Origin of the sequence: Cohaesibacter haloalkalitolerans, from assembly GCF_003574655.1 — a bacterium.
Lineage (GTDB): Bacteria > Pseudomonadota > Alphaproteobacteria > Rhizobiales > Cohaesibacteraceae > Cohaesibacter > Cohaesibacter haloalkalitolerans.
This window is the reverse complement of record NZ_QNUM01000003.1, coordinates 483,704-501,423: the sequence shown is the minus strand read 5'-3', so window position 1 is coordinate 501,423 and position 17,720 is coordinate 483,704. Positions and strand designations below refer to the sequence as shown.

The 17,720-nt window shown below is 57.5% G+C and carries 17 protein-coding genes; 9 read left to right on the top strand and 8 right to left on the bottom strand.

Going from position 1 to position 17,720, the window contains the following annotated elements; translation table 11 throughout:
* Window positions 1-440: 440 nt before the first annotated feature.
* The 7 genes from clpS to DSL70_RS09725 all read left to right on the top strand — a co-directional run bounded on the left by clpS (window position 441) and on the right by DSL70_RS09725 (window position 7,016).
* Complete coding sequence (gene clpS, locus DSL70_RS09755; protein ID WP_119307702.1) at window positions 441-767, top strand: ATP-dependent Clp protease adapter ClpS; 327 nt, start codon at window positions 441-443, stop codon at window positions 765-767.
* Window positions 768-776: 9 nt separating this feature from the next.
* A complete protein-coding gene (gene clpA, locus DSL70_RS09750; protein WP_119307701.1) occupies window positions 777-3,227 on the top strand; it encodes an ATP-dependent Clp protease ATP-binding subunit ClpA in 2,451 nt (816 codons plus the stop codon).
* 39 nt (window positions 3,228-3,266) lie between these two features.
* A complete protein-coding gene (locus DSL70_RS09745) occupies window positions 3,267-3,512 on the top strand; it encodes a hypothetical protein (RefSeq protein ID WP_119307700.1) in 246 nt (81 codons plus the stop codon).
* A 214-nt stretch (window positions 3,513-3,726) separates the two neighbouring features.
* Window positions 3,727-4,149 (top strand): YybH family protein, encoded by a 423-nt coding sequence (locus DSL70_RS09740; protein ID WP_119307699.1) that lies wholly within the window; start codon window positions 3,727-3,729, stop codon window positions 4,147-4,149.
* Between the two features lie 207 nt (window positions 4,150-4,356).
* A complete protein-coding gene (locus DSL70_RS09735; RefSeq protein ID WP_162916541.1) occupies window positions 4,357-5,778 on the top strand; it encodes a TrkH family potassium uptake protein in 1,422 nt (473 codons plus the stop codon).
* Between the two features lie 72 nt (window positions 5,779-5,850).
* Window positions 5,851-6,651, top strand: coding sequence for an AzlC family ABC transporter permease (locus tag DSL70_RS09730; RefSeq protein WP_162916539.1), 801 nt, complete (start codon window positions 5,851-5,853; stop codon window positions 6,649-6,651).
* Window positions 6,648-7,016: an AzlD domain-containing protein gene (locus DSL70_RS09725; RefSeq protein WP_119307696.1), complete on the top strand. Its 369-nt coding sequence runs from the start codon at window positions 6,648-6,650 to the stop codon at window positions 7,014-7,016. The genes DSL70_RS09730 and DSL70_RS09725 overlap by 4 nt, the downstream gene beginning before the upstream one ends.
* A gap of 68 nt (window positions 7,017-7,084) precedes the next feature.
* On the opposite strand, the gene DSL70_RS09720 is transcribed toward DSL70_RS09725, so the two are convergent.
* The 5 genes from DSL70_RS09720 to DSL70_RS09700 all read right to left on the bottom strand — a co-directional run bounded on the left by DSL70_RS09720 (window position 7,085) and on the right by DSL70_RS09700 (window position 11,303).
* Entirely contained in the window at window positions 7,085-7,519 is a 435-nt protein-coding gene (locus DSL70_RS09720; RefSeq protein WP_119307909.1) for an HIT family protein, read from the bottom strand.
* A 63-nt stretch (window positions 7,520-7,582) separates the two neighbouring features.
* Window positions 7,583-8,761 carry a GNAT family N-acetyltransferase gene (locus DSL70_RS09715; RefSeq protein WP_119307695.1) on the bottom strand — a complete coding sequence of 393 codons (1,179 nt, stop codon included), beginning with the start codon at window positions 8,759-8,761 and terminating at the stop codon, window positions 7,583-7,585.
* Between the two features lie 171 nt (window positions 8,762-8,932).
* Complete coding sequence (locus DSL70_RS09710; RefSeq protein WP_119307908.1) at window positions 8,933-9,400, bottom strand: RidA family protein; 468 nt, start codon at window positions 9,398-9,400, stop codon at window positions 8,933-8,935.
* A 216-nt stretch (window positions 9,401-9,616) separates the two neighbouring features.
* Complete coding sequence (locus DSL70_RS09705; protein ID WP_119307694.1) at window positions 9,617-10,966, bottom strand: DNA polymerase IV; 1,350 nt, start codon at window positions 10,964-10,966, stop codon at window positions 9,617-9,619.
* A gap of 31 nt (window positions 10,967-10,997) precedes the next feature.
* Window positions 10,998-11,303 carry a DUF3572 domain-containing protein gene (locus DSL70_RS09700; protein ID WP_119307693.1) on the bottom strand — a complete coding sequence of 102 codons (306 nt, stop codon included), beginning with the start codon at window positions 11,301-11,303 and terminating at the stop codon, window positions 10,998-11,000.
* A 138-nt stretch (window positions 11,304-11,441) separates the two neighbouring features.
* Here DSL70_RS09700 and DSL70_RS09695 point away from each other — a divergent pair, with 138 nt between their 5' ends.
* Window positions 11,442-11,813: a response regulator gene (locus DSL70_RS09695; protein ID WP_090071903.1), complete on the top strand. Its 372-nt coding sequence runs from the start codon at window positions 11,442-11,444 to the stop codon at window positions 11,811-11,813.
* Window positions 11,814-11,830: 17 nt separating this feature from the next.
* Window positions 11,831-13,213, top strand: coding sequence for a PleD family two-component system response regulator (locus DSL70_RS09690; protein WP_119307692.1), 1,383 nt, complete (start codon window positions 11,831-11,833; stop codon window positions 13,211-13,213).
* A gap of 916 nt (window positions 13,214-14,129) precedes the next feature.
* On the opposite strand, the gene rpmG is transcribed toward DSL70_RS09690, so the two are convergent.
* The 3 genes from rpmG to rnr form a co-directional block, all read right to left on the bottom strand.
* The gene (rpmG, locus tag DSL70_RS09685; RefSeq protein ID WP_090071899.1) at window positions 14,130-14,297 is read right to left on the bottom strand and encodes a 50S ribosomal protein L33; all 168 of its coding nucleotides are present in this window, start codon (window positions 14,295-14,297) and stop codon (window positions 14,130-14,132) included.
* Between the two features lie 268 nt (window positions 14,298-14,565).
* Window positions 14,566-15,330, bottom strand: a complete 765-nt coding sequence (locus DSL70_RS09680; protein WP_245418151.1) for an NUDIX hydrolase — start codon at window positions 15,328-15,330, stop codon at window positions 14,566-14,568.
* A gap of 34 nt (window positions 15,331-15,364) precedes the next feature.
* Window positions 15,365-17,674, bottom strand: coding sequence for a ribonuclease R (gene rnr / locus DSL70_RS09675; protein ID WP_245418172.1), 2,310 nt, complete (start codon window positions 17,672-17,674; stop codon window positions 15,365-15,367).
* Window positions 17,675-17,720: the final 46 nt, after the last annotated feature.

Sequence of the window (17,720 nt, the reverse complement as noted above, 5' to 3'; positions counted from 1 at the left end):
TTTCCGCTTTGGGTTTTGTTCGTTGGGCGAGATGGGCAGGACAAATTCGTCGCCTCTCGCAACCTTTTTAAAAAGGGTATGTAAACTCGGTTAGGAAAAGGTAAAAAATGAGGCCCTCAGATCAATTTGCAAAAAATTATTATTGCGTCAGTTGCAATGAAATTGTCCCATGTGGCTGATATCTATCGGTGAATTTCGATAATTCAGTTATTTTGATATCGAAGCATATACCCTTACAATGCGAGAATGACGTGCTTACATTATTTTGTGGCATCAAAGGTTTTTTGTATGTCACACTCTTGGGTGTCACGTCTTGATTCAAAGCCAGCCAACTATGCCCCAAACCGGCAACAGATTTGACCGACAAGCCCCGTTGGGGAAGACTGACAAGATGACCATCCCGGCATTCGGCCGGGGGATTTGTGGAGACAATTCAAGCAATGAGTAAGGATATTCGTCGCCTGGATGAAGATGAAGACCTGGGGTTGACGACAAAAGCCAAACCCAAGACCAAGCGTCCAAACATGTATCGCGTTCTGTTGTTGAATGATGACTTCACCCCGATGGAGTTCGTTGTTCACATCCTGGAAGCGTTTTTCAACAAGGGCCGGGAAGATGCAACCCGTATTATGCTTCACGTTCACCATCACGGTGTCGGGGAGTGTGGAGTCTTTACCTATGAAGTGGCGGAAACCAAAGTGAGCCAGGTGATGGATTTTGCCCATCAGCACCAGCATCCGCTGCAATGCATCATGGAAAAAAAGTGAGGATACCAAGTGCCATCATTTTCTAACAGTCTGGAAGCTGCCCTGCATAAGGCTCTGATGACCGCGAATGAGCGCTCGCAGGAGTTTGCAACACTGGAACATTTGCTTTTCGCGTTGATTGACGACAGCGACGCGGCTGCGGTTATGCGTGCCTGTGGGGTGGATCTGGATCTGTTGGAAAAGAACCTGCTCGATTACATCGACAACGAGCTTTCCAATCTCGTCATGACCAATGGGCAGGATTCCAAGCCGACGGCCGGGTTCCAGCGCGTCATCCAGCGTGCGGTGATCCATGTGCAATCCTCCGGCCGCGAGGAAGTGACGGGGGCCAATGTGCTCGTTGCCATCTTTGCGGAGCGGGAAAGCCATGCGGCCTATTTCCTGCATGAGCAGGACATGACCCGCTATGATGCGGTCAACTATATTTCCCATGGCATTGCCAAGGCTCCGGGCTTCGCCGATGGCGTTGCACCGACCGGTGTTGACGATGACATGGAAGAGGATTTCGACTTCGACGAGGACGATGAGGAAGAGGGCGGTCGTAAGGCCGAGGCTCTCAAGGCCTATGCTGTCAACCTCAACGACAAGGCCCGCGAGGGCAAGATCGATGTGCTCATCGGGCGCGACGCCGAGATCCATCGCACCATCCAGGTGCTCTGCCGCCGGTCCAAGAACAACCCGCTGTTTGTCGGCGACCCGGGCGTGGGCAAGACCGCCATCGCCGAAGGGCTGGCCAAGCGGATCGTCGAGGACAAGGTGCCGGACGTGCTGAAGGGGGCAACCATCTTCTCGCTCGATATGGGCACGCTTTTGGCAGGCACCCGCTATCGCGGTGATTTTGAAGAGCGCCTCAAGCGCGTCATCAAGGAGATCGAGGAATATGACGGAGCGATCCTGTTCATTGACGAGATCCACACGGTGATTGGCGCCGGGGCGACCTCGGGCGGGGCCATGGATGCCTCCAACCTGCTCAAGCCGTCGTTGGCTGCGGGCAATTTGCGCTGCATGGGCTCAACCACCTACAAGGAATATCGCCAGTTCTTCGAGAAGGACAGGGCACTGGTGCGCCGGTTCCAGAAGATCGACGTCAATGAGCCGTCGATTCCGGACGCCATCGATATCCTGAAAGGCCTGAAGCCCTATTTCGAGGATTATCACAGCGTCAAGTTCACCAATGAGGCGATCAAGTCGGCCGTCGAGCTGTCGGCGCGCTATATCCATGACCGGAAACTGCCGGACAAGGCGATTGACGTCATCGACGAAACCGGCGCTGCCCAGCAGTTGCTGCCAGTGTCCAAACGCCGCAAGAGCATCACGGTGCGGGAAGTGGAAGCCACTGTCGCGACCATGGCCCGGATTCCGCCGAAGACCGTTTCCAAGGACGACCGCGAGGTTCTGTCCAATCTGGAGCTCAATCTCAAGCGGATGGTCTATGGACAGGATCAGGCCATTGATGCCCTGACCAGTCAGATCAAGCTGGCGCGGGCGGGCCTGCGCGAACCGGAAAAGCCGATTGGCAGCTATCTGTTCTCCGGTCCGACCGGGGTTGGCAAGACCGAAGTGTCGCGCCAGCTGGCCGATCTGATGGGCGTGGAACTGTTGCGCTTCGACATGTCGGAATATATGGAGAAGCACACCATTTCCCGTCTGATCGGTGCGCCTCCGGGCTATGTCGGGTTTGATCAGGGCGGTCTTCTGACTGACGGCGTTGACCAGCATCCGCATTGCGTGCTGCTGCTTGACGAAATCGAGAAGGCACATCCGGATCTCTACAACATCCTCTTGCAGGTGATGGACCACGGCAAGCTGACCGACCATAACGGCAAGCAGGTGGATTTCCGCAATGTCATCCTGATCATGACGACCAACGCCGGGGCGAGCGAAATGGACAAGCCCGCGATTGGCTTCACCCAGTCTGCCCGTTCAGGGGACGACGAGGAAGCGATCAACAAGCTGTTTACGCCGGAATTCCGCAACCGTCTTGATGCGGTCATTCCGTTCGCGGCTCTGCCGACGGAGGTTATCCATCAGGTGGTGCGCAAGTTCGTCATGCAGCTGGAGGCCCAGTTGGCCGATCGCGGGGTGACCTTCGAGCTGACCGATGCTGCCACCGCATGGCTGGCCAAGAAGGGTTACGATCCGAAGATGGGCGCCCGTCCGTTGGGCCGGGTCATTCAGGAGCATATCAAGAGGCCGCTGGCCGAGGAGATCCTGTTTGGCAAGCTGGTCAAGGGCGGCACCGTGCGCGTCGACATCGATCTCGACAACATGGAGAAGCTGTTCCTCAAGGTCATCGACGAGGACGAGCCAGAACCAGCCAAGGAAGAGGCCGAAGCGCCAAAGACGAAGAAGTCGAGCGCCAAGGCTGCCGACAGCGATGCGGGCAAGAAGGCTGGCCGCAAATCGCCAGCAAGGAAAAAGGCGGCGGTTCCGAGCGTCGCCAAAGCCGACAAGAAATAGCAACAAGGAGCGCCTGCGGTAACGTGGGCGCTTTTTTCCATGTTTCCCCAAATGCCCGGCTGGTTGCGAAATCTGTTGTTGTTCTTTGCCTTTGCCCTCGTTTCCCTTATGGGGGCAAGCGCCATCATGCGTGCGGCCTTTCCTAACGGGATTTTTGGCAGTCTCATTGATCCGGCAACCGGACGGGCCGACGGCATGGAGCTTCTGAAGAATATCCTCACTCTTGCCGCTGGGCTGATGCTGGTGCTCTTGCTGCTCTATCAGCAGTTCTTTGACGACAAATGAGTGTGGGCCAGGGCAGGTCGAGGTCAGAGTCCGCTTGCAATGCAGGCGATTTGACGATACATGATTGGGCATGAACCAGATGTGCAACCAGTTTCAGTCGATTATTCTCACCATTCCTTGAATGGTGGGTTTTCGTGTGCGCATATCACTTATCGGAACCCGCCTGAGGCGGGTTTTTTGTTGCCGTCTCTCGGGATTTTTCAAGGAGACGGAAATGACCTCCCAAGCATTGCAAACTGTTATCGAAGCCGCTGACCGGGCGATCTCGGCAGAGGATTTTGATGGTCTGATGGCCTTCTATGCCGAAGACGCGACGCTGGTCGTTCAGCCCGGCATGGCGGTGACGGGCAAGGCGCGGATCAGAAAAGCCTTCGAGGCCATCGCCGATCATTTCAACCACCACCTGACGGTTCGTCAGGGGCCAATGGAAGTGTTTGAAGGTGGTGATACGGCGCTGGTGGTGATGAAGACCTTTCTCGACACGGTTGATTCCGATGGCTGGGATCTGACGCTGGTGCGTCGGGCAAGCTATGTTTTCAAGCGCTCGGACAGCGGCGACTGGCTCTGCACTGTTGATAATTCCTATGGAACGGATCTGCTGGATTCCCCCGCTGCGGTATCAGGAGAACCGGTCTGAGGCCGGTGTCCGGGTCTTGGGCGGGCGTATGGCTCTATGCAAGGGACAGCGAGCAAGCTAAGCTCTCGCGGTTCGCGCACGCTATGAATGCATGCTACAGCAGCGGAAGGCGGTGGCCTTCTCGCCAAAAGACATGCTCGCGCTTGACCCGGAATACGTTTGGTGGATAAACAAGCCAGATGACTCCGCGAATGAAGAGGTGACCCCGTGCTTTCAGCACTCGGGATATTGATTGCCGCACTGGGCGGGATGATGTTCTTTCCCGCAATCGTCGATCTGGCCTATCAAAGTCAGGACTGGCACGCCTTTCTGGGCGGCGGGTCGATATCGATCGGTTTTGGCATCGCCCTGTTTCTGGCCATGCGTGGGCAGGAAGGGGAGTGGAACATTCGCAGCTCCATCCTGTTCGTCAATGGCAGCTGGTTCGTCCTCAGTGCCTTTGCGGCTCTGCCTCTCTATTTCTCGTCGCTCGATATCACCTATGCGGATGCCTATTTCGAGTCGGCCTCGGGCTTCACGACCACCGGCTCGACGGTCCTGAGCGGACTGGACACCATGGCTCCGGGGCTTCTGTTCTGGCGGTCGCTGATGCAATGGCTCGGTGGTCTGGGTATCGTGGCCATCGGCATCACCATTCTGCCGATGCTTGGCTCTGGTGGACAGAAGCTGTTCTTTCTGGAATCGTCCGAGCAGAGTGACAATCCTTACCCGCGCATTCGCGAGTTTGCGGTCAAGATTGCCTTTGTCTACATGGCTCTGACGGCGGCCTGCGCCGTTTCCTACTTTGTGCTGGGCATGACCTTCTTTGAGGCGGTCAACCATGCCATGACCACCCTTTCCACGGGCGGATACTCGACCTCCGATGGTTCGATGGCGCATTTTGATAGCGTCGGCATCTATTTTGCCGGTTCGCTGTTCATGTTCTTTGGTGGCCTGCCGTTTCTCTACATGATCCGCTTTTTTTCTGCTGACCGGGGCAGGGATCCGCAGATCGGGCTCTATCTCAAGGGCGTCCTGATCGCTGCGGTCGTCATCTTTTTTGCCAAGCAGTGGCTGTCGCCGGGTCCGGTGATCAAGGATTTCGCGATTGCGCTGTTCGATGTCATTTCCATCGTGACGACGACCGGCTTTGGTGCGGGAGACTATCAGGAATGGGGCTCTCTGTTCGTGGTCATGTTCCTGATCCTCACCTTCTTTGGCGCCTGTTCGGGCTCGACGGCTGGTGGCATCAAGCAGTTCCGTTTCGTGATTGCCTGGCTGATCATCAAGAAGGCGGTTGCCAAGCTGATCCATCCCAACCGTATCATCCCGATGCGTTATGGCACGCAGGTTGTGGATGACGAAATGGCCGCATCGACGCTCAGCTTCATCTTCCTGTTCTTTGCGACCTTCATTGTTTTTGCCATTGCCCTGCAGCTGTGCGGGCTTGATTTCGTGACGGCAATGAGCGGCTCTGCAACGGCACTGGCAAACGTTGGTCCCGGCCTTGGCGACATTATCGGGCCTGCAGGCAACTTCAGCAGCCTGCCGGAAATCTGCAAATGGCTTTTGAGTATTGAAATGATTCTGGGGAGGCTGGAAATTCTCTCCGCGCTGACCATCCTGATGCCGGCCTTCTGGCGCTGGTAGGCCCGACACTGCGAGCACGCAGCATGGGCGATGTGGCAGGTGTGGCTCGTGGGTTGAATGCGGGAAGGCTCTATGCCATTGTGGCTACCCTGTCATCTTGCCAAGTTCCTCATCATGTCATCAAACAAGTTTTCCGATCACGGCTCCGGGCTTTTGCCTCAGGAGCGGCTTTCTGGCTGGCACTGGTATCGCCGGGGCATGCGCCATCTGTTGTCGACGCCTGCCATCGTGCTCTATTTCTCCCTCTTGGGGTTCGGCAGTTTCTGTCATGAGAGTGGCATAGACCTCTATCTGGCGATGTTCATGACCTTCACCACGTGGGCCATTCCCAGCAATGTGATTCTGATTGGCGGCATCCTGTCTGGGTCGGGCGCGCTGGCCATCTTCGTGGCGGTGGCGCTGGCGTCGGTGCGGATGATGCCGATGGTCGTTTCCTTCGTGCCCGAGGTTCGGGACAAGGGGACGCAGACCTGGAAGCTGGTGCTGCTGGCCCATTTCACGGCCATCACCTCATGGGTGTTCGGCATGCGAGAGCTGCCTGGCCTGCCGCGCTATGGACGCGTGCCGTTTTTTGCCGGGTTTGCGGTTTCTCTGGCCATTCTCAGCATCGGGGTCGTTGCTCTTGGGCATGGCATCGCAGGGGTGGTGCCGCCCGTCGTGGCCGCTGCGCTGTTTCTGATGACACCGCTCTATTTCCTCCTGACGCTGCCAAGCGCCGCCCGGTTGCTGTCGGACAAGCTGGCACTGGTGTTCGGCTTCGCGCTCGGTCCGTTGTTTGCGCTGATCGTGCCGGAGGTCGGGCTGGTGCTCACAGGGCTTGTGGGCGGCATTGGGGCCTATGCGGTGGGCTACTGGAAGAGGCGGCTGGCATGACGATCCTGTTTGACAGCTTTGACACGGCATGGTGGCCCTATCTGTTCATGCTTCTGGCAGCCTCGCTGCCCACGGAGATGTGGCGCTGGCTCGGGGTGGCCTTTGCTGGTCGTTTGCGCGATGACAGCGAATGGATCCTGTTGGCGCGGGCGATCGCCAATGCGCTGGTGGCCGGGGTCATCACTCGGCTGATCCTGTTCCCTACAGGCGCTCTGCTACAGGTGCCGGTCTGGATGCGACTGGTTGCCGTGGCGGTGTCGGTCGGGTTCTATTTCGGGCTGGTCCGCAATCTGTTTGTTGCGGTGTTGCTCGGGGCCGCAACGCTCACAGGCCTTGCGCTTCTGTTTAGCGTTCCGATGACATGACTTTATATGACAAGGGGCTCCTTTGAGCCCCTTTGCCTTTTCAGATCTGAGCGATTGTCGCCTGAAAGTCAGAGGCTTTCGAGCGCCTTGCGCAGCTGTTCGGCGTGGCCTGCCAGCAACTCCGGGTCGGCCATTTTGCCGGTCTGCGGGCGCAGGGCAACGCCCTCGTGGCGCGGCACGACGTGGAAGTGCAGATGGAAGACTTCCTGCCCGCCAGCACCCTCGTTGTTCTGCTGCACAGTGATGCCATCGGCATCAAAGGCGATCATCGCGGCCATGGCAAGCTTCTGGGTGGTGGCAACAACGGCTGCCAGATCGGTCGGAGCGGTGTCGAAAATGTTGCGGGACGGGTTCTTGGGCAGCACAAGGGCGTGGCCGTCTGCCTTGGGCATGACGTCCAGAAAGGCAAAGGTCAGCTCGTCTTCATAGAGCTTGTGGCAGGGGATTTCGCCACGCAGGATTTTCGCAAAGATATTGTCGCTGTCATAAGCTGGCGTGTTCATGATCGAATCCATTGATTGGTTGAAACTGTTGGCGGCGAGACTAGCAGCGCGCGGCTGTGAAATCTATCCGTCGCCCTTCTTGAAAGGGGTGTGGGTTGTGAGGAACTCCTGCTCGGCGGCCGCTGCGCGCCGCTCCCTGTTCAGATAGTCCTCAATGGCCTCGCGGAAGGCCGGATGGTCGATCCAGTGGGCCGACCATGTGGTCTGTGGCACATAGCCTCTTGCGATCTTGTGCTCGCCCTGTGCGCCTGCTTCCACGCACAGGTATTTGTGCTCGATGGCCCATTCGATGGCCTGGTGGTAGCACAGCTCGAAATGCAGGCAGGGATAGTCGCCGATGGTGCCCCAGTAGCGACCATAGAGCGTGTCACCGCCGATGAAATTGAGCGCCCCGGCCACCGCATTGTCGCCCTCATAGGCCAGTACCAGAAGGATCTGGTCGGCCATGGTCTCGGCGATCATCGAGAAGAATTCCCGGTTGAGATAGGGGCGGCCCCATTTGCGCGAGCCGGTGTCCATGTAAAAGGCGAAAAAGGCGTCCCAGTCCTGTTCGGTTATGGCATCGCCCTGCTTGCGATGGATGGTCAGGCCGTGGCTGTGGGCGGTCTGGCGTTCCTTGCGGATATTCTTGCGCTTGCGGGAGGAAAGCTGGGCGAGGAAATCATCAAAGCTGTCGTAATCCTCGTTGATCCAGTGGAATTGCTGATCGCGTCGGACGAGAAAGCCCTGTTCTTCGAATTCGCTTTTCTGCCTTTCGGGCAGGAAGGTCAGGTGGGCCGAGGAGATGGGGTAACGCTCGCAGAGCTGCTTCATGCCGCTGGCCATGGCGGCAACGGCCACCGCCTCGTTGACGCCCTTGCGGGTCAGCACCTTGGGGGCGTTGACGGGGGTGAAGGGAATGGCGCTTTGCAGCTTGGGGTAATATTGCCCGCCAGCCCGCTCCAGCGCATCGGCCCAGCCGTGGTCAAAGACATATTCGCCCTGACTGTGCGACTTGAGATAAAGCGGCAGGGCGGCCAGTACAGCGTCATTTTCGTCCTTGAGGACCAGATGGTGCGGCATCCAGCCGGTTTCCTCGCTGGCGCAGCCCGAGCGCTCCAGAGCGTCTAGAAAGGCATAGGACAGAAAGGGGTTGGATCTGGTCTTGCTCAGGGTGTCTTCAAGACAGGCCGTCCAGTGTTCCTCTCCGATCTCTCGCATGGAATGAACGACATGCAACTGGTAACCGGATGTTTCAGACATGGGTCAGGCATGGCCTCTCGCAAAAATCAAACTATAGCTGAGATTTAAGAGACTTTGCTGAAATTGTAACCCTCTAAGAGGCCTGAACGGAAAAAATAGATGAGGGATAGCTGGCAGGGGGCCAACGGCAGCCGCTGCCGCCATTAGCCAGATTACAGAAAGGCGAAACGCCTAGTCTTCCAGTTCCACAATGGCTTCCACTTCGACGGCAACGCCGAACGGCAGGGAGGCTGCGGAGACGGCGGAGCGGGCGTGGCGGCCCTTGTCGCCAAAGACGTCGACCATGAAGTTGGAAGCGCCGTTGATGACGGCCGGCTGATCGCCGAATTCAAGAGTGGAGTTGACAAAGCCGACCAGCTTGACCACGCGAGCCACCTTGTCGAGATCGCCGGTGGCGGCCTTCATCTGGGCGATGAGGCTGATGGCGCAGAGCTTTGCAGCTTCCTGACCAGCGGCGGTTTCCATGGTGTCACCCAGCTTGCCGATGACTTTTTCGCCAGCAGCGTTCAGCGGGATCTGACCGGAAATGAAAAGCTGGTTGCCGCTTTTGACAAAGGGAACATAGTTGGCAGCAGGGGCTGCTGCTTCCGGAAGGGTGATTCCGAGGTCTGCAAGTTTGGCTTCGATGACGCCTGACATGTTCAACTCCATAGAAAGGTCTGGTTTGTTCTGGTCTCCGGCGCGGATAGCAAAAAGGCTGCCCGGTCCGTGAGCATGATCAACATTTAGGCGAGGCGGTACGGTATTGAAAGCAAAAGCTTGTCTGGCACACGCATTTTACCGCATCTCTCCCCGCATGAGGCTGCTCTGGCTGCATATCTGCGGTTCTGCGGGACGGTGGGTGCTGTTGCGGTGTCAGTCGAGGCCGCTGTCCTTGTCGGGCTTCTGCGCGGAATGAATCACATTCTTCTGGGCCTCGGGGTTGCGATCGGCGACAAGCTTGCCTTTCATGGTCAGGCCCAGTTCCACCATCTTGCCGCCGAACTTGCTGGAGAGCAGGTCCATGGCCTTTTCCGCGTTTGCCCGTTTGCCTGCCTGAATGTCAACCAGATCCGGCGGGTCGGCGAACTCGCCGGGGTGCAGTTCACTGATGCCGATACCGATGAGGCGATAGGCGGCCTTTTTTGCGGCCAGCTCGCGCAGCAGCAGGTCCTTGCCGATCAGGAAGATCCTGTCAGTCAATTGAGTCGGATCCGAAAGGGAGCGGCTGCGGGTGATGCTTTTGAAGTGGTCGTCCTTGAGCTTGAGGGTCACGGTTCGCCCGGCCAGCCCTGCCGCCTTGGCGCGTTTGGAGGTGTCTTCGGCAAGGCGCCTCAGGACCGGCAGCAGGTCGTCGGCTTGCGAGAGATCCTTGCTGAAGGTGGTCTCGGAGCTGATGCTCTTGGTTTCCGAATCGGGAGAGACTGTGCGGCTGTCTTCGCCCTGCGCCAGTTTGGCAAGGCGCAGGCCCAGAGCGCCATAGGTTTTGGCTAGTTTGGCCGGATCTGCTGTTTGCAACTGCCCGATGGTCAGGAAGCCGTCCCTTGCCAGATGGGCCTGCGAGACCTTGCCGACACCCCAGATCATGGAGACGGGCTTGTCTTTGAGGAACCGCCTTGTCTCTTCCTTGCCGATGATCGAAAAGCCGCGAGGCTTCTCAAGGTCCGAGGCGATCTTGGCCAGAAACTTGTTGTGGCTGAGACCGACCGATACCGTGATGCCGATGTCCTTTTCAACCTGCAGCACAAAGCGGGCCAGCGTCAGGGCGGGGTAGGCATGGTGGAGGCGCTCGGTGCCGGACAGGTCGAGAAAGGCCTCATCGATGGAAAGGGGCTCGACAAGGGGCGTGAGCGCCTGCATTGCTGCGCGAACTTGTCGGCCTACCTCGCTGTATTTCTTCATGTTTGGCCGAATGATCACCGCTTCCGGACAGAGTTTGCGGGCCTGAAACATCGGCATTGCGGATTTGACGCCGCGAATACGGGCAATGTAGCAGGCGGTAGCGACCACACCGCGCTCGCCGCCGCCGATGATCACCGGTTTGTCGCGGAACTCGGGATTGTCCCGCTTTTCGACGGAGGCATAGAAGGAATCGCAATCGATATGGGCGATGGACAGCGCTCTGAGTTCCTCATGATGGATGAGACGCGGCGAGCCACAACGGGGGCAGCGTCGGGGTGCTCCGTTTCCTTCCTCAAGGCAATCGCGGCAGAGAAACTGTTCCATCCTGATCGTGCGGTCCGTTGTGGTGGTGAGCTTATAATGCGCCCGTGGTTGCCATGCTCATGGGATCCAGCCGCAGCTTGGCGGTGACGACATCTTCCGGGGCAAGGGTCATGTTGCTGGCAAAGGCCAGAACCAGCGAATCGTCCGAGAGCAGGAAATCGAGTATGGCAGCAAGGAACGAGGGCTCCGAAGCGACGTCGCGCAGGCTGCTCGGGTCAAGACCGGAGAGAGCCAGAAACCGACCTAACAGGTCAGGATCATTTGATAAAAATCCCAGCGCCTTGATGCCAATTGTCTCGGCTTCCTCGAGTGTCAGGCCAAATTGTTTTTTCTGCATGATTCAGCGTTTGCCCTTTTGAAAGGTTTATTCTGTATGTACGATATAGGTAATACTATGCGCATCTGATACGGAAACCCAGATCTGATTGATCGGTGTGTCAGCTCTGTCCATCACATTCGAGCTGCGGACTGGACCATGGCCAAGAAGATTCTCATTGTCGAGGACAATGAACTCAACATGAAACTGTTTCTTGATCTGCTCGAAGCCTATGGCTACGAGACGGTGGGAACACGCAATGGTCTGGATGCGCTGAAACTTGCCAGGGAACATATGCCGGATTTGATCCTGATGGATATCCAGCTGCCTGAAGTTTCCGGTCTCGAAGTTACCAAGTGGCTGAAGGAAGACGACGATCTCAGACCCATCCCCGTGGTCGCCGTAACCGCTTTTGCCATGAAGGGGGATGAGGAAAGAATTCGTCAAGGCGGGTGCGAAGCCTATTTGTCCAAACCCATTTCGGTTGCGAAGTTTATTGAGACTGTGCGCACCTATGCAGGTGACGCTTAGCCCGGAGTTGAAAGCAAATGTCTGCCCGCGTCCTCGTCGTTGATGACAATCCAGCCAATGTCAAGCTTCTGGAAGCCCGTCTGTCTGCCGAATATTTTGATGTTCTCTGTGCCAGCAGTGGTCCGGAAGCGCTTGAGATTCTCTCCCACAACACGGTTGATATCGTTCTGCTAGATGTGATGATGCCCGGAATGGACGGGTTTGAAGTCTGTCGCCGGATCAAGGCCGATCCGCAGATGATGCATATTCCCGTGATCATGGTTACGGCGCTTGACCAGATCAGCGACCGGGTTGCCGGGCTGAAGGCCGGGGCGGATGATTTCCTGACCAAGCCGGTCAATGATCTGGCGCTGATTGCGCGGGTCAAGAGCTTGGTCCGTGTCAAGATGATGCTCGACGAGCTGCGCTCCCGTGCCCACACCTCGGAGCAGATGGGGCTGGACAGCAGCGCTCTGTTCCAACGGCTGATGCACCATGAGGGCGGGCAGATTCTGCTGGTCGATGACTCGCGTTCCAATTCAGAACGCATCCGCAAACAGGTCGCCGGACAGTTCGATCTGTTTCTGGAAAATGATATCACGGCGGCCTTGCGGCGCTGTTCCGATCAGGCTTTCGATTGTCTGCTGATCAATCTGGACATGCAGACCGGCGACCCGTTGCGGCTCTGTGCTCAGGTGCGGTCCATCGAATCCTCGCGTCTCGTTCCCATTCTGATTCTGGCTCAGGAAGCCGATCAGAAGCGCATCATGCGGGCCTTCGATCTGGGTGTGGACGATTATGTCTGTCAGCCGGTGGACAAGAACGAGTTGCTGGCGCGCCTGCATACCCAGGTTCTGCGCAAGCGCTACACCGATGCCTTGCGCGATTCGATTCAGCATACCATGGAGCTGGCGATCATGGATGGACTGACCCAGCTCTACAATCGCCGCTACATGACATCCCACCTCAACGCCCTTCTGTCGTCGGCACGGGAGAAGCAAAAGCCTTTGTCGGTGCTGCTGATGGATATCGATTTCTTCAAGTCCGTCAATGACACCCATGGCCATGATGCCGGTGACGAGGTGTTGCAGGAATTCTCCCAGCGCATGCGCAAGAACACCCGCGGGATCGACCTTGTCTGCCGCTATGGTGGAGAGGAATTCGTCGTCATCATGCCGGATACGGACCATTCGTTGGCAACGGTGGTGGCTGAGCGCATTCGCAAGAAGGTATTCGAGAAGCCCTTCATCATTCACAAGGGCCGACAGATGATCGATGTGACCGTCTCGATCGGACTGGCGTCAAGCTGCAAGGGCCTTGAAACGCAGGACGAACTGCTCAAGCGGGCAGATCAGGCGCTCTATCAGGCCAAGCATGATGGTCGCAACCGTGTTGTTGTCGCTCAAGTTTGTGCTGCTTAGTATTACTTCGTATATCTTGATCTAATCTTGTTTGTAAGTAATTACATCTTGGTGGCTGAAGGCGGTGCGGCTGGATGCTTGATTGTGACTGCAGCCTTGCGCCTTCAAGAATCAAAACTATCCGATAGCGTCTTTAGTGGTAATCCATTGGTCCTGCAGTTCTTTGCCAATGTATGTATTTTCTCGGCAGGGTTTTCCACCATTGACATGCAACTCCAACTAGCTGCCCAAAAAGGGCTGCGAATCTGTTGATGGTTGCCTGCCTTAAGTTGTTTTTTTAGGTGAGAAAACGTCAAATGAACAACGTATGCGCGTGTTATCCAAGAATTGAGGTTCAAAAACCGCGATAATTTACCTTAATTCTTTATCAACCGATAAGATTCTATCGATTCAGGTAAACAATTCGTTGAAATTGTCACTTTTTTTGTTAGGCTTGTAAGCGTTGGAGAACGGGATGGGGACGCCGTTTGCTAGCCATGCAGTGGGACTGCAGGTTTATGCGCGCTCTCTTGTCGTCGTTGTCATCGTTTTTCCCTACGGGTTCTTCAGGTCCGCCGCATCTCCTGGGGCCGTAGGGTTTTGGTCGGTTCAGTAGCAGCAAGAGTGGCCTCCTCAAGTGGTCTGCAACTGGACCGGCCATCCTTTATCCTCATTCCACCCCATTTCTTTGCGCTTTTATCCTGCTGGACAGGTCCATTTTTTGTGACCTTTCTGTCGGAATATGTAGCCATTTCGGAGCCGATACCAATCGGAGGGGCGTCCGTGGAGGTGCTCGCCGGGCGGACGGGCCACTGGAGGGGCAACAACGCAGAACAGGGGAGAAGGGTGGAAAGAGATCTTCTCTAAGGCTGGAATGCAAAAAACCCGCCTGCCGTCGGCAAGCGGGTTTTTGAACTGTCGACAAGACAGGGAGGCCTTACTTGATTTTAGCTTCCTTGAACTCGACGTGTTTCTTAGCCACCGGATCGTATTTCCGCTTGACCATTTTTTCGGTCATGGTGCGGGAATTCTTCTTGGTGACGTAAAAGTAACCCGTGTCAGCGGTGCTGACCAGACGGATCTTGATTGTTGTTGCCTTAGCCATGAGTCTTTTCCGTCTTTTGGGCCCGCATTAGAGGTTGGATGCGTTGGGCATCCTGTGGTCTCGACTGTCGGGCCGAAGATGTGCTGAGCGGAAAAGAGACCGGCTCAGCAAAAACCTGTTTCGAGCCGCCAAACTACGCAAAGTTGGCCTATTGTCAAGAGGATGCTTCGATTTATCGACGCCAATCTTGCAAAATGGCCAAATATGGCGTCCTGTGCGGATTGAAAAAGCTCGGAATTCTGCGCCTTTTACCATTTCGGAGCAGAGATCAGATTTCTGCCCGTAGCATGGATTTTCCCCGCATGAAAAAGAAGGGAGTCGGCGTCTGCGGCGCCAGATCGGGATCGCGCTTCAGTCTTTCATCGAGCTCGTGGAGAATCTCTTTGGTGATGCGCGGCAGATCCAGTGCGTGCGCATCGGCAATGGTGAGCCAGTGGAGGTCCTCCAGCTCGCCTGATGGACCGGTCTTTTCGACCAGATGATCTGTGATGTGCTCTGCGTCGACGGCAAAGAAGCGGGTATCGAAGCGGCGGTTTCTGCCCGGCGGTGTGATGGCGCGCCCGACGAAGCGCAAGGGGGCGAGGGCGGGCAACAGACCGCGGCTTCTGAAGGCTTCCCAGTCGGTGCCCTTGAGCCGCGCGCTCTCTCCCGGAGCGCCAATGAACAGGCCTGCTTCTTCGTAGGTCTCGCGGATGGCACAGACAGCGAGCCCACGCATGCGCATGTCGCTGGCGCCGTTTCTGGCTTCAAATCGCAGCTTCTCCATGACCCTGTCGTCAAGGTCACTGGCGCAGGGCACCAGACGATCATCGGAGTCGAGGCGCCCGCCGGGAAAGACGAACTTGCCCGGCATGAAGCGATGGCGCATGTGGCGACGCCCCATCAGAAGCTTGGGCGCGCCGTGGGTGCGATCCAGAATGATGAGCGTGGCGGCGTCCTTGGGGCGTACCTTGGGCAGGGTGCCGTCATAAAGCCTTTGCGCGTTGGCAGTCAGTTCCGCGTGGATCTCGATTTTTTCAATCTTCCGTATCATGGTCAAACTGCCGTTGCTCGGGCTTTGGGTTCGGTTAGCGCTTGCGTCCCTTCTTGCCCCTTGGCTTGACAGTCCTCGGTTGCGTGGTGCCGGGCTTCTTGCGCCCCCGTGCCGCAAAGCCGCTGTTGCCGCGACCGTTGCGGGTCAGATGGCTCGGCGCCTTGCCCTTGGGGTGTTTGCGACCCTCCGAGAGCATTTCGAAGCGCAGGGCACCGGCAAAGGGTGCAGCTTCGACCAGTTTGACATCGACGCTGTCGCCCAGCCGGAAGGTTTCCCCAGTGGCTTCGCCTACCAGCTGATGGTTGGTTTCGTCGAAGTGGTAATAGTCGTAGCCCAGTGTTGATGCCGGAATAAACCCGTCAGCGCCAGTCTCCGAAAGTTGGACGAACAGGCCGACGCGGGTGACGCCGGAGATCTTGCCCTTGAAGCGGGCGCCGACCCGGTCGGACAGGAAGGAGGCGATGAGGCGATCCTTGGTATCCCGCTCGGCAGCCATGGCGCGGCGTTCGGTGGTGGAAATATGGCCGGCGATATCGGCAAGCTTGCCGTCAAAGCCGACGGGCAGGCCATCATCGCCGAGCTTCAGGGCGGCGATCAGGGCGCGATGGACCACAAGGTCGGCATAGCGGCGGATCGGCGAGGTGAAGTGGGCATATTTCAAGAGGTTGAGGCCAAAATGGCCGATGTTCTCGGGATTATACTCCGCCTGTGCCTGCGAGCGCAGGATCACCTGACTGACCAGCGGTGCATGTTCGGTCTCAGCCGTTCGCCTGAGGATGATGTTGAACATCGATGGGCGCAGGTTGCCGCCCTTGGGGAAGCTCAGGTCCATCGATTGCAGGAATTCGCGCAGGCCTTCCAGCTTTTCCGGGGACGGATTGTCATGGATGCGGTAGATCAGACCCTGCTTGTGCTTCTCCAGTGTCTCGGCGGCGGCCACGTTGGCCTGTATCATGAATTCCTCGACCAGCTTGTGGGCGTCGAGGCGTGGCGGCACATAGACGCTGTCGATGGTGCCGTCGGGCTTGAGGGTCAGCTTGCGTTCGGGAATGTCCAGTTCAAGCGGCTCGCGGGCGTCACGTCCGGCCTTGAGTACCTCGTAACCGGCCCAGAGAGGCTTCAGGATCGATTCCCGGATCGGTCCGGTAACCTGATCCGGATTGCCGTCAATCGCGCTCTGAGCCTGATTGTAGGAGATACCAGCGGCCACGCGGATCATGACCCGGTGGAAGCTGTGGCGCTTCTTCTTGCCAGACTTGTCGAATACCATGCGCACGGCCATCGACGGACGGTCTTCACCTTCCCTCAGGGAGCAGAGATCGTTCGAGATGCGTTCGGGCAGCATTGGCACGACGCGATCAGGGAAATAGACCGAGTTGCCGCGCTTGAGAGCCTCGCGATCGATGTTGCCGCCCATGCGGACATGATAGGCGACGTCGGCGATGGCGACATAGGCGATGACCCCGCCCTCGTTGGCCGGGTCTTCATCGAGTTCGGCGTAGATGGCGTCGTCATGGTCCTTGGCGTCGGCCGGGTCGATGGTGATCAGCGGCACATCGCGCCAGTCCTCCCGGCCCCGAAGATCGGGCGGGGTGGCGCGTTCGGCTTCGGCCAACACGGCGTCAGGGAAGATATAGGGGATGCCAAGGGCGTGAATGGCGATCATGCTGACCGCCTGCTCGGAGGCCATCGGCCCGATCACTTCTCGCACATGGGCCCGCGGTGTCTTGGAACGGCCAGAGCGGGTGATGGACACGGCAACCAGATCACCATCGGACGCATCCCCCTTGGAGGCATCGTCGATGGAAAGTTCCTGGGTCTTCTTGTCGATGGGCACAAGCCTGCCGCCGCCGTTGATCGGGTCGCGGCGATAGATGCCGAGGATGGAATCCTCACGCTTGGGCAGGATCTTGATGACACGGACCGCCTGACGCACGCCGGGCATCTCGAACTGGTCGATTTCGCGGTCGATCAGCTTGGCCAGCACACGGTCGCCGACGCCGGGAATGGCTTTTGATTTCTTGTCAGGCTCGATCAGCAGGCGAGGGGGCGGCCCCTCTTCTCCGACTTCCCAGTTGACGGGAACGCCGATAAGATCGCCTTCCGCATCGCGCTCAAGAATGCGATAGACGCCCACGGCGGGCAGCTCGCCGGTCTTGACCAGACGCTTGCGGTTCTTCTCGATATGACCGTCTTCGGTCAATTCCTTCAGGAGGCGTTTCAGCCCGATGCGGGCGCCGCCGGAAATGCCAAAGGCGCGGGAAATCTCACGCTTGCCTGCCTTGCCGGGGTTTTCTGCAATGAAGGCGAGGATCTCGTCTTTCGAGGGAAGGCCGTCCTCCATCGTGGGTCTGCGTTTGCGTATCACTGGGCGGTCCTTCTCATCATGG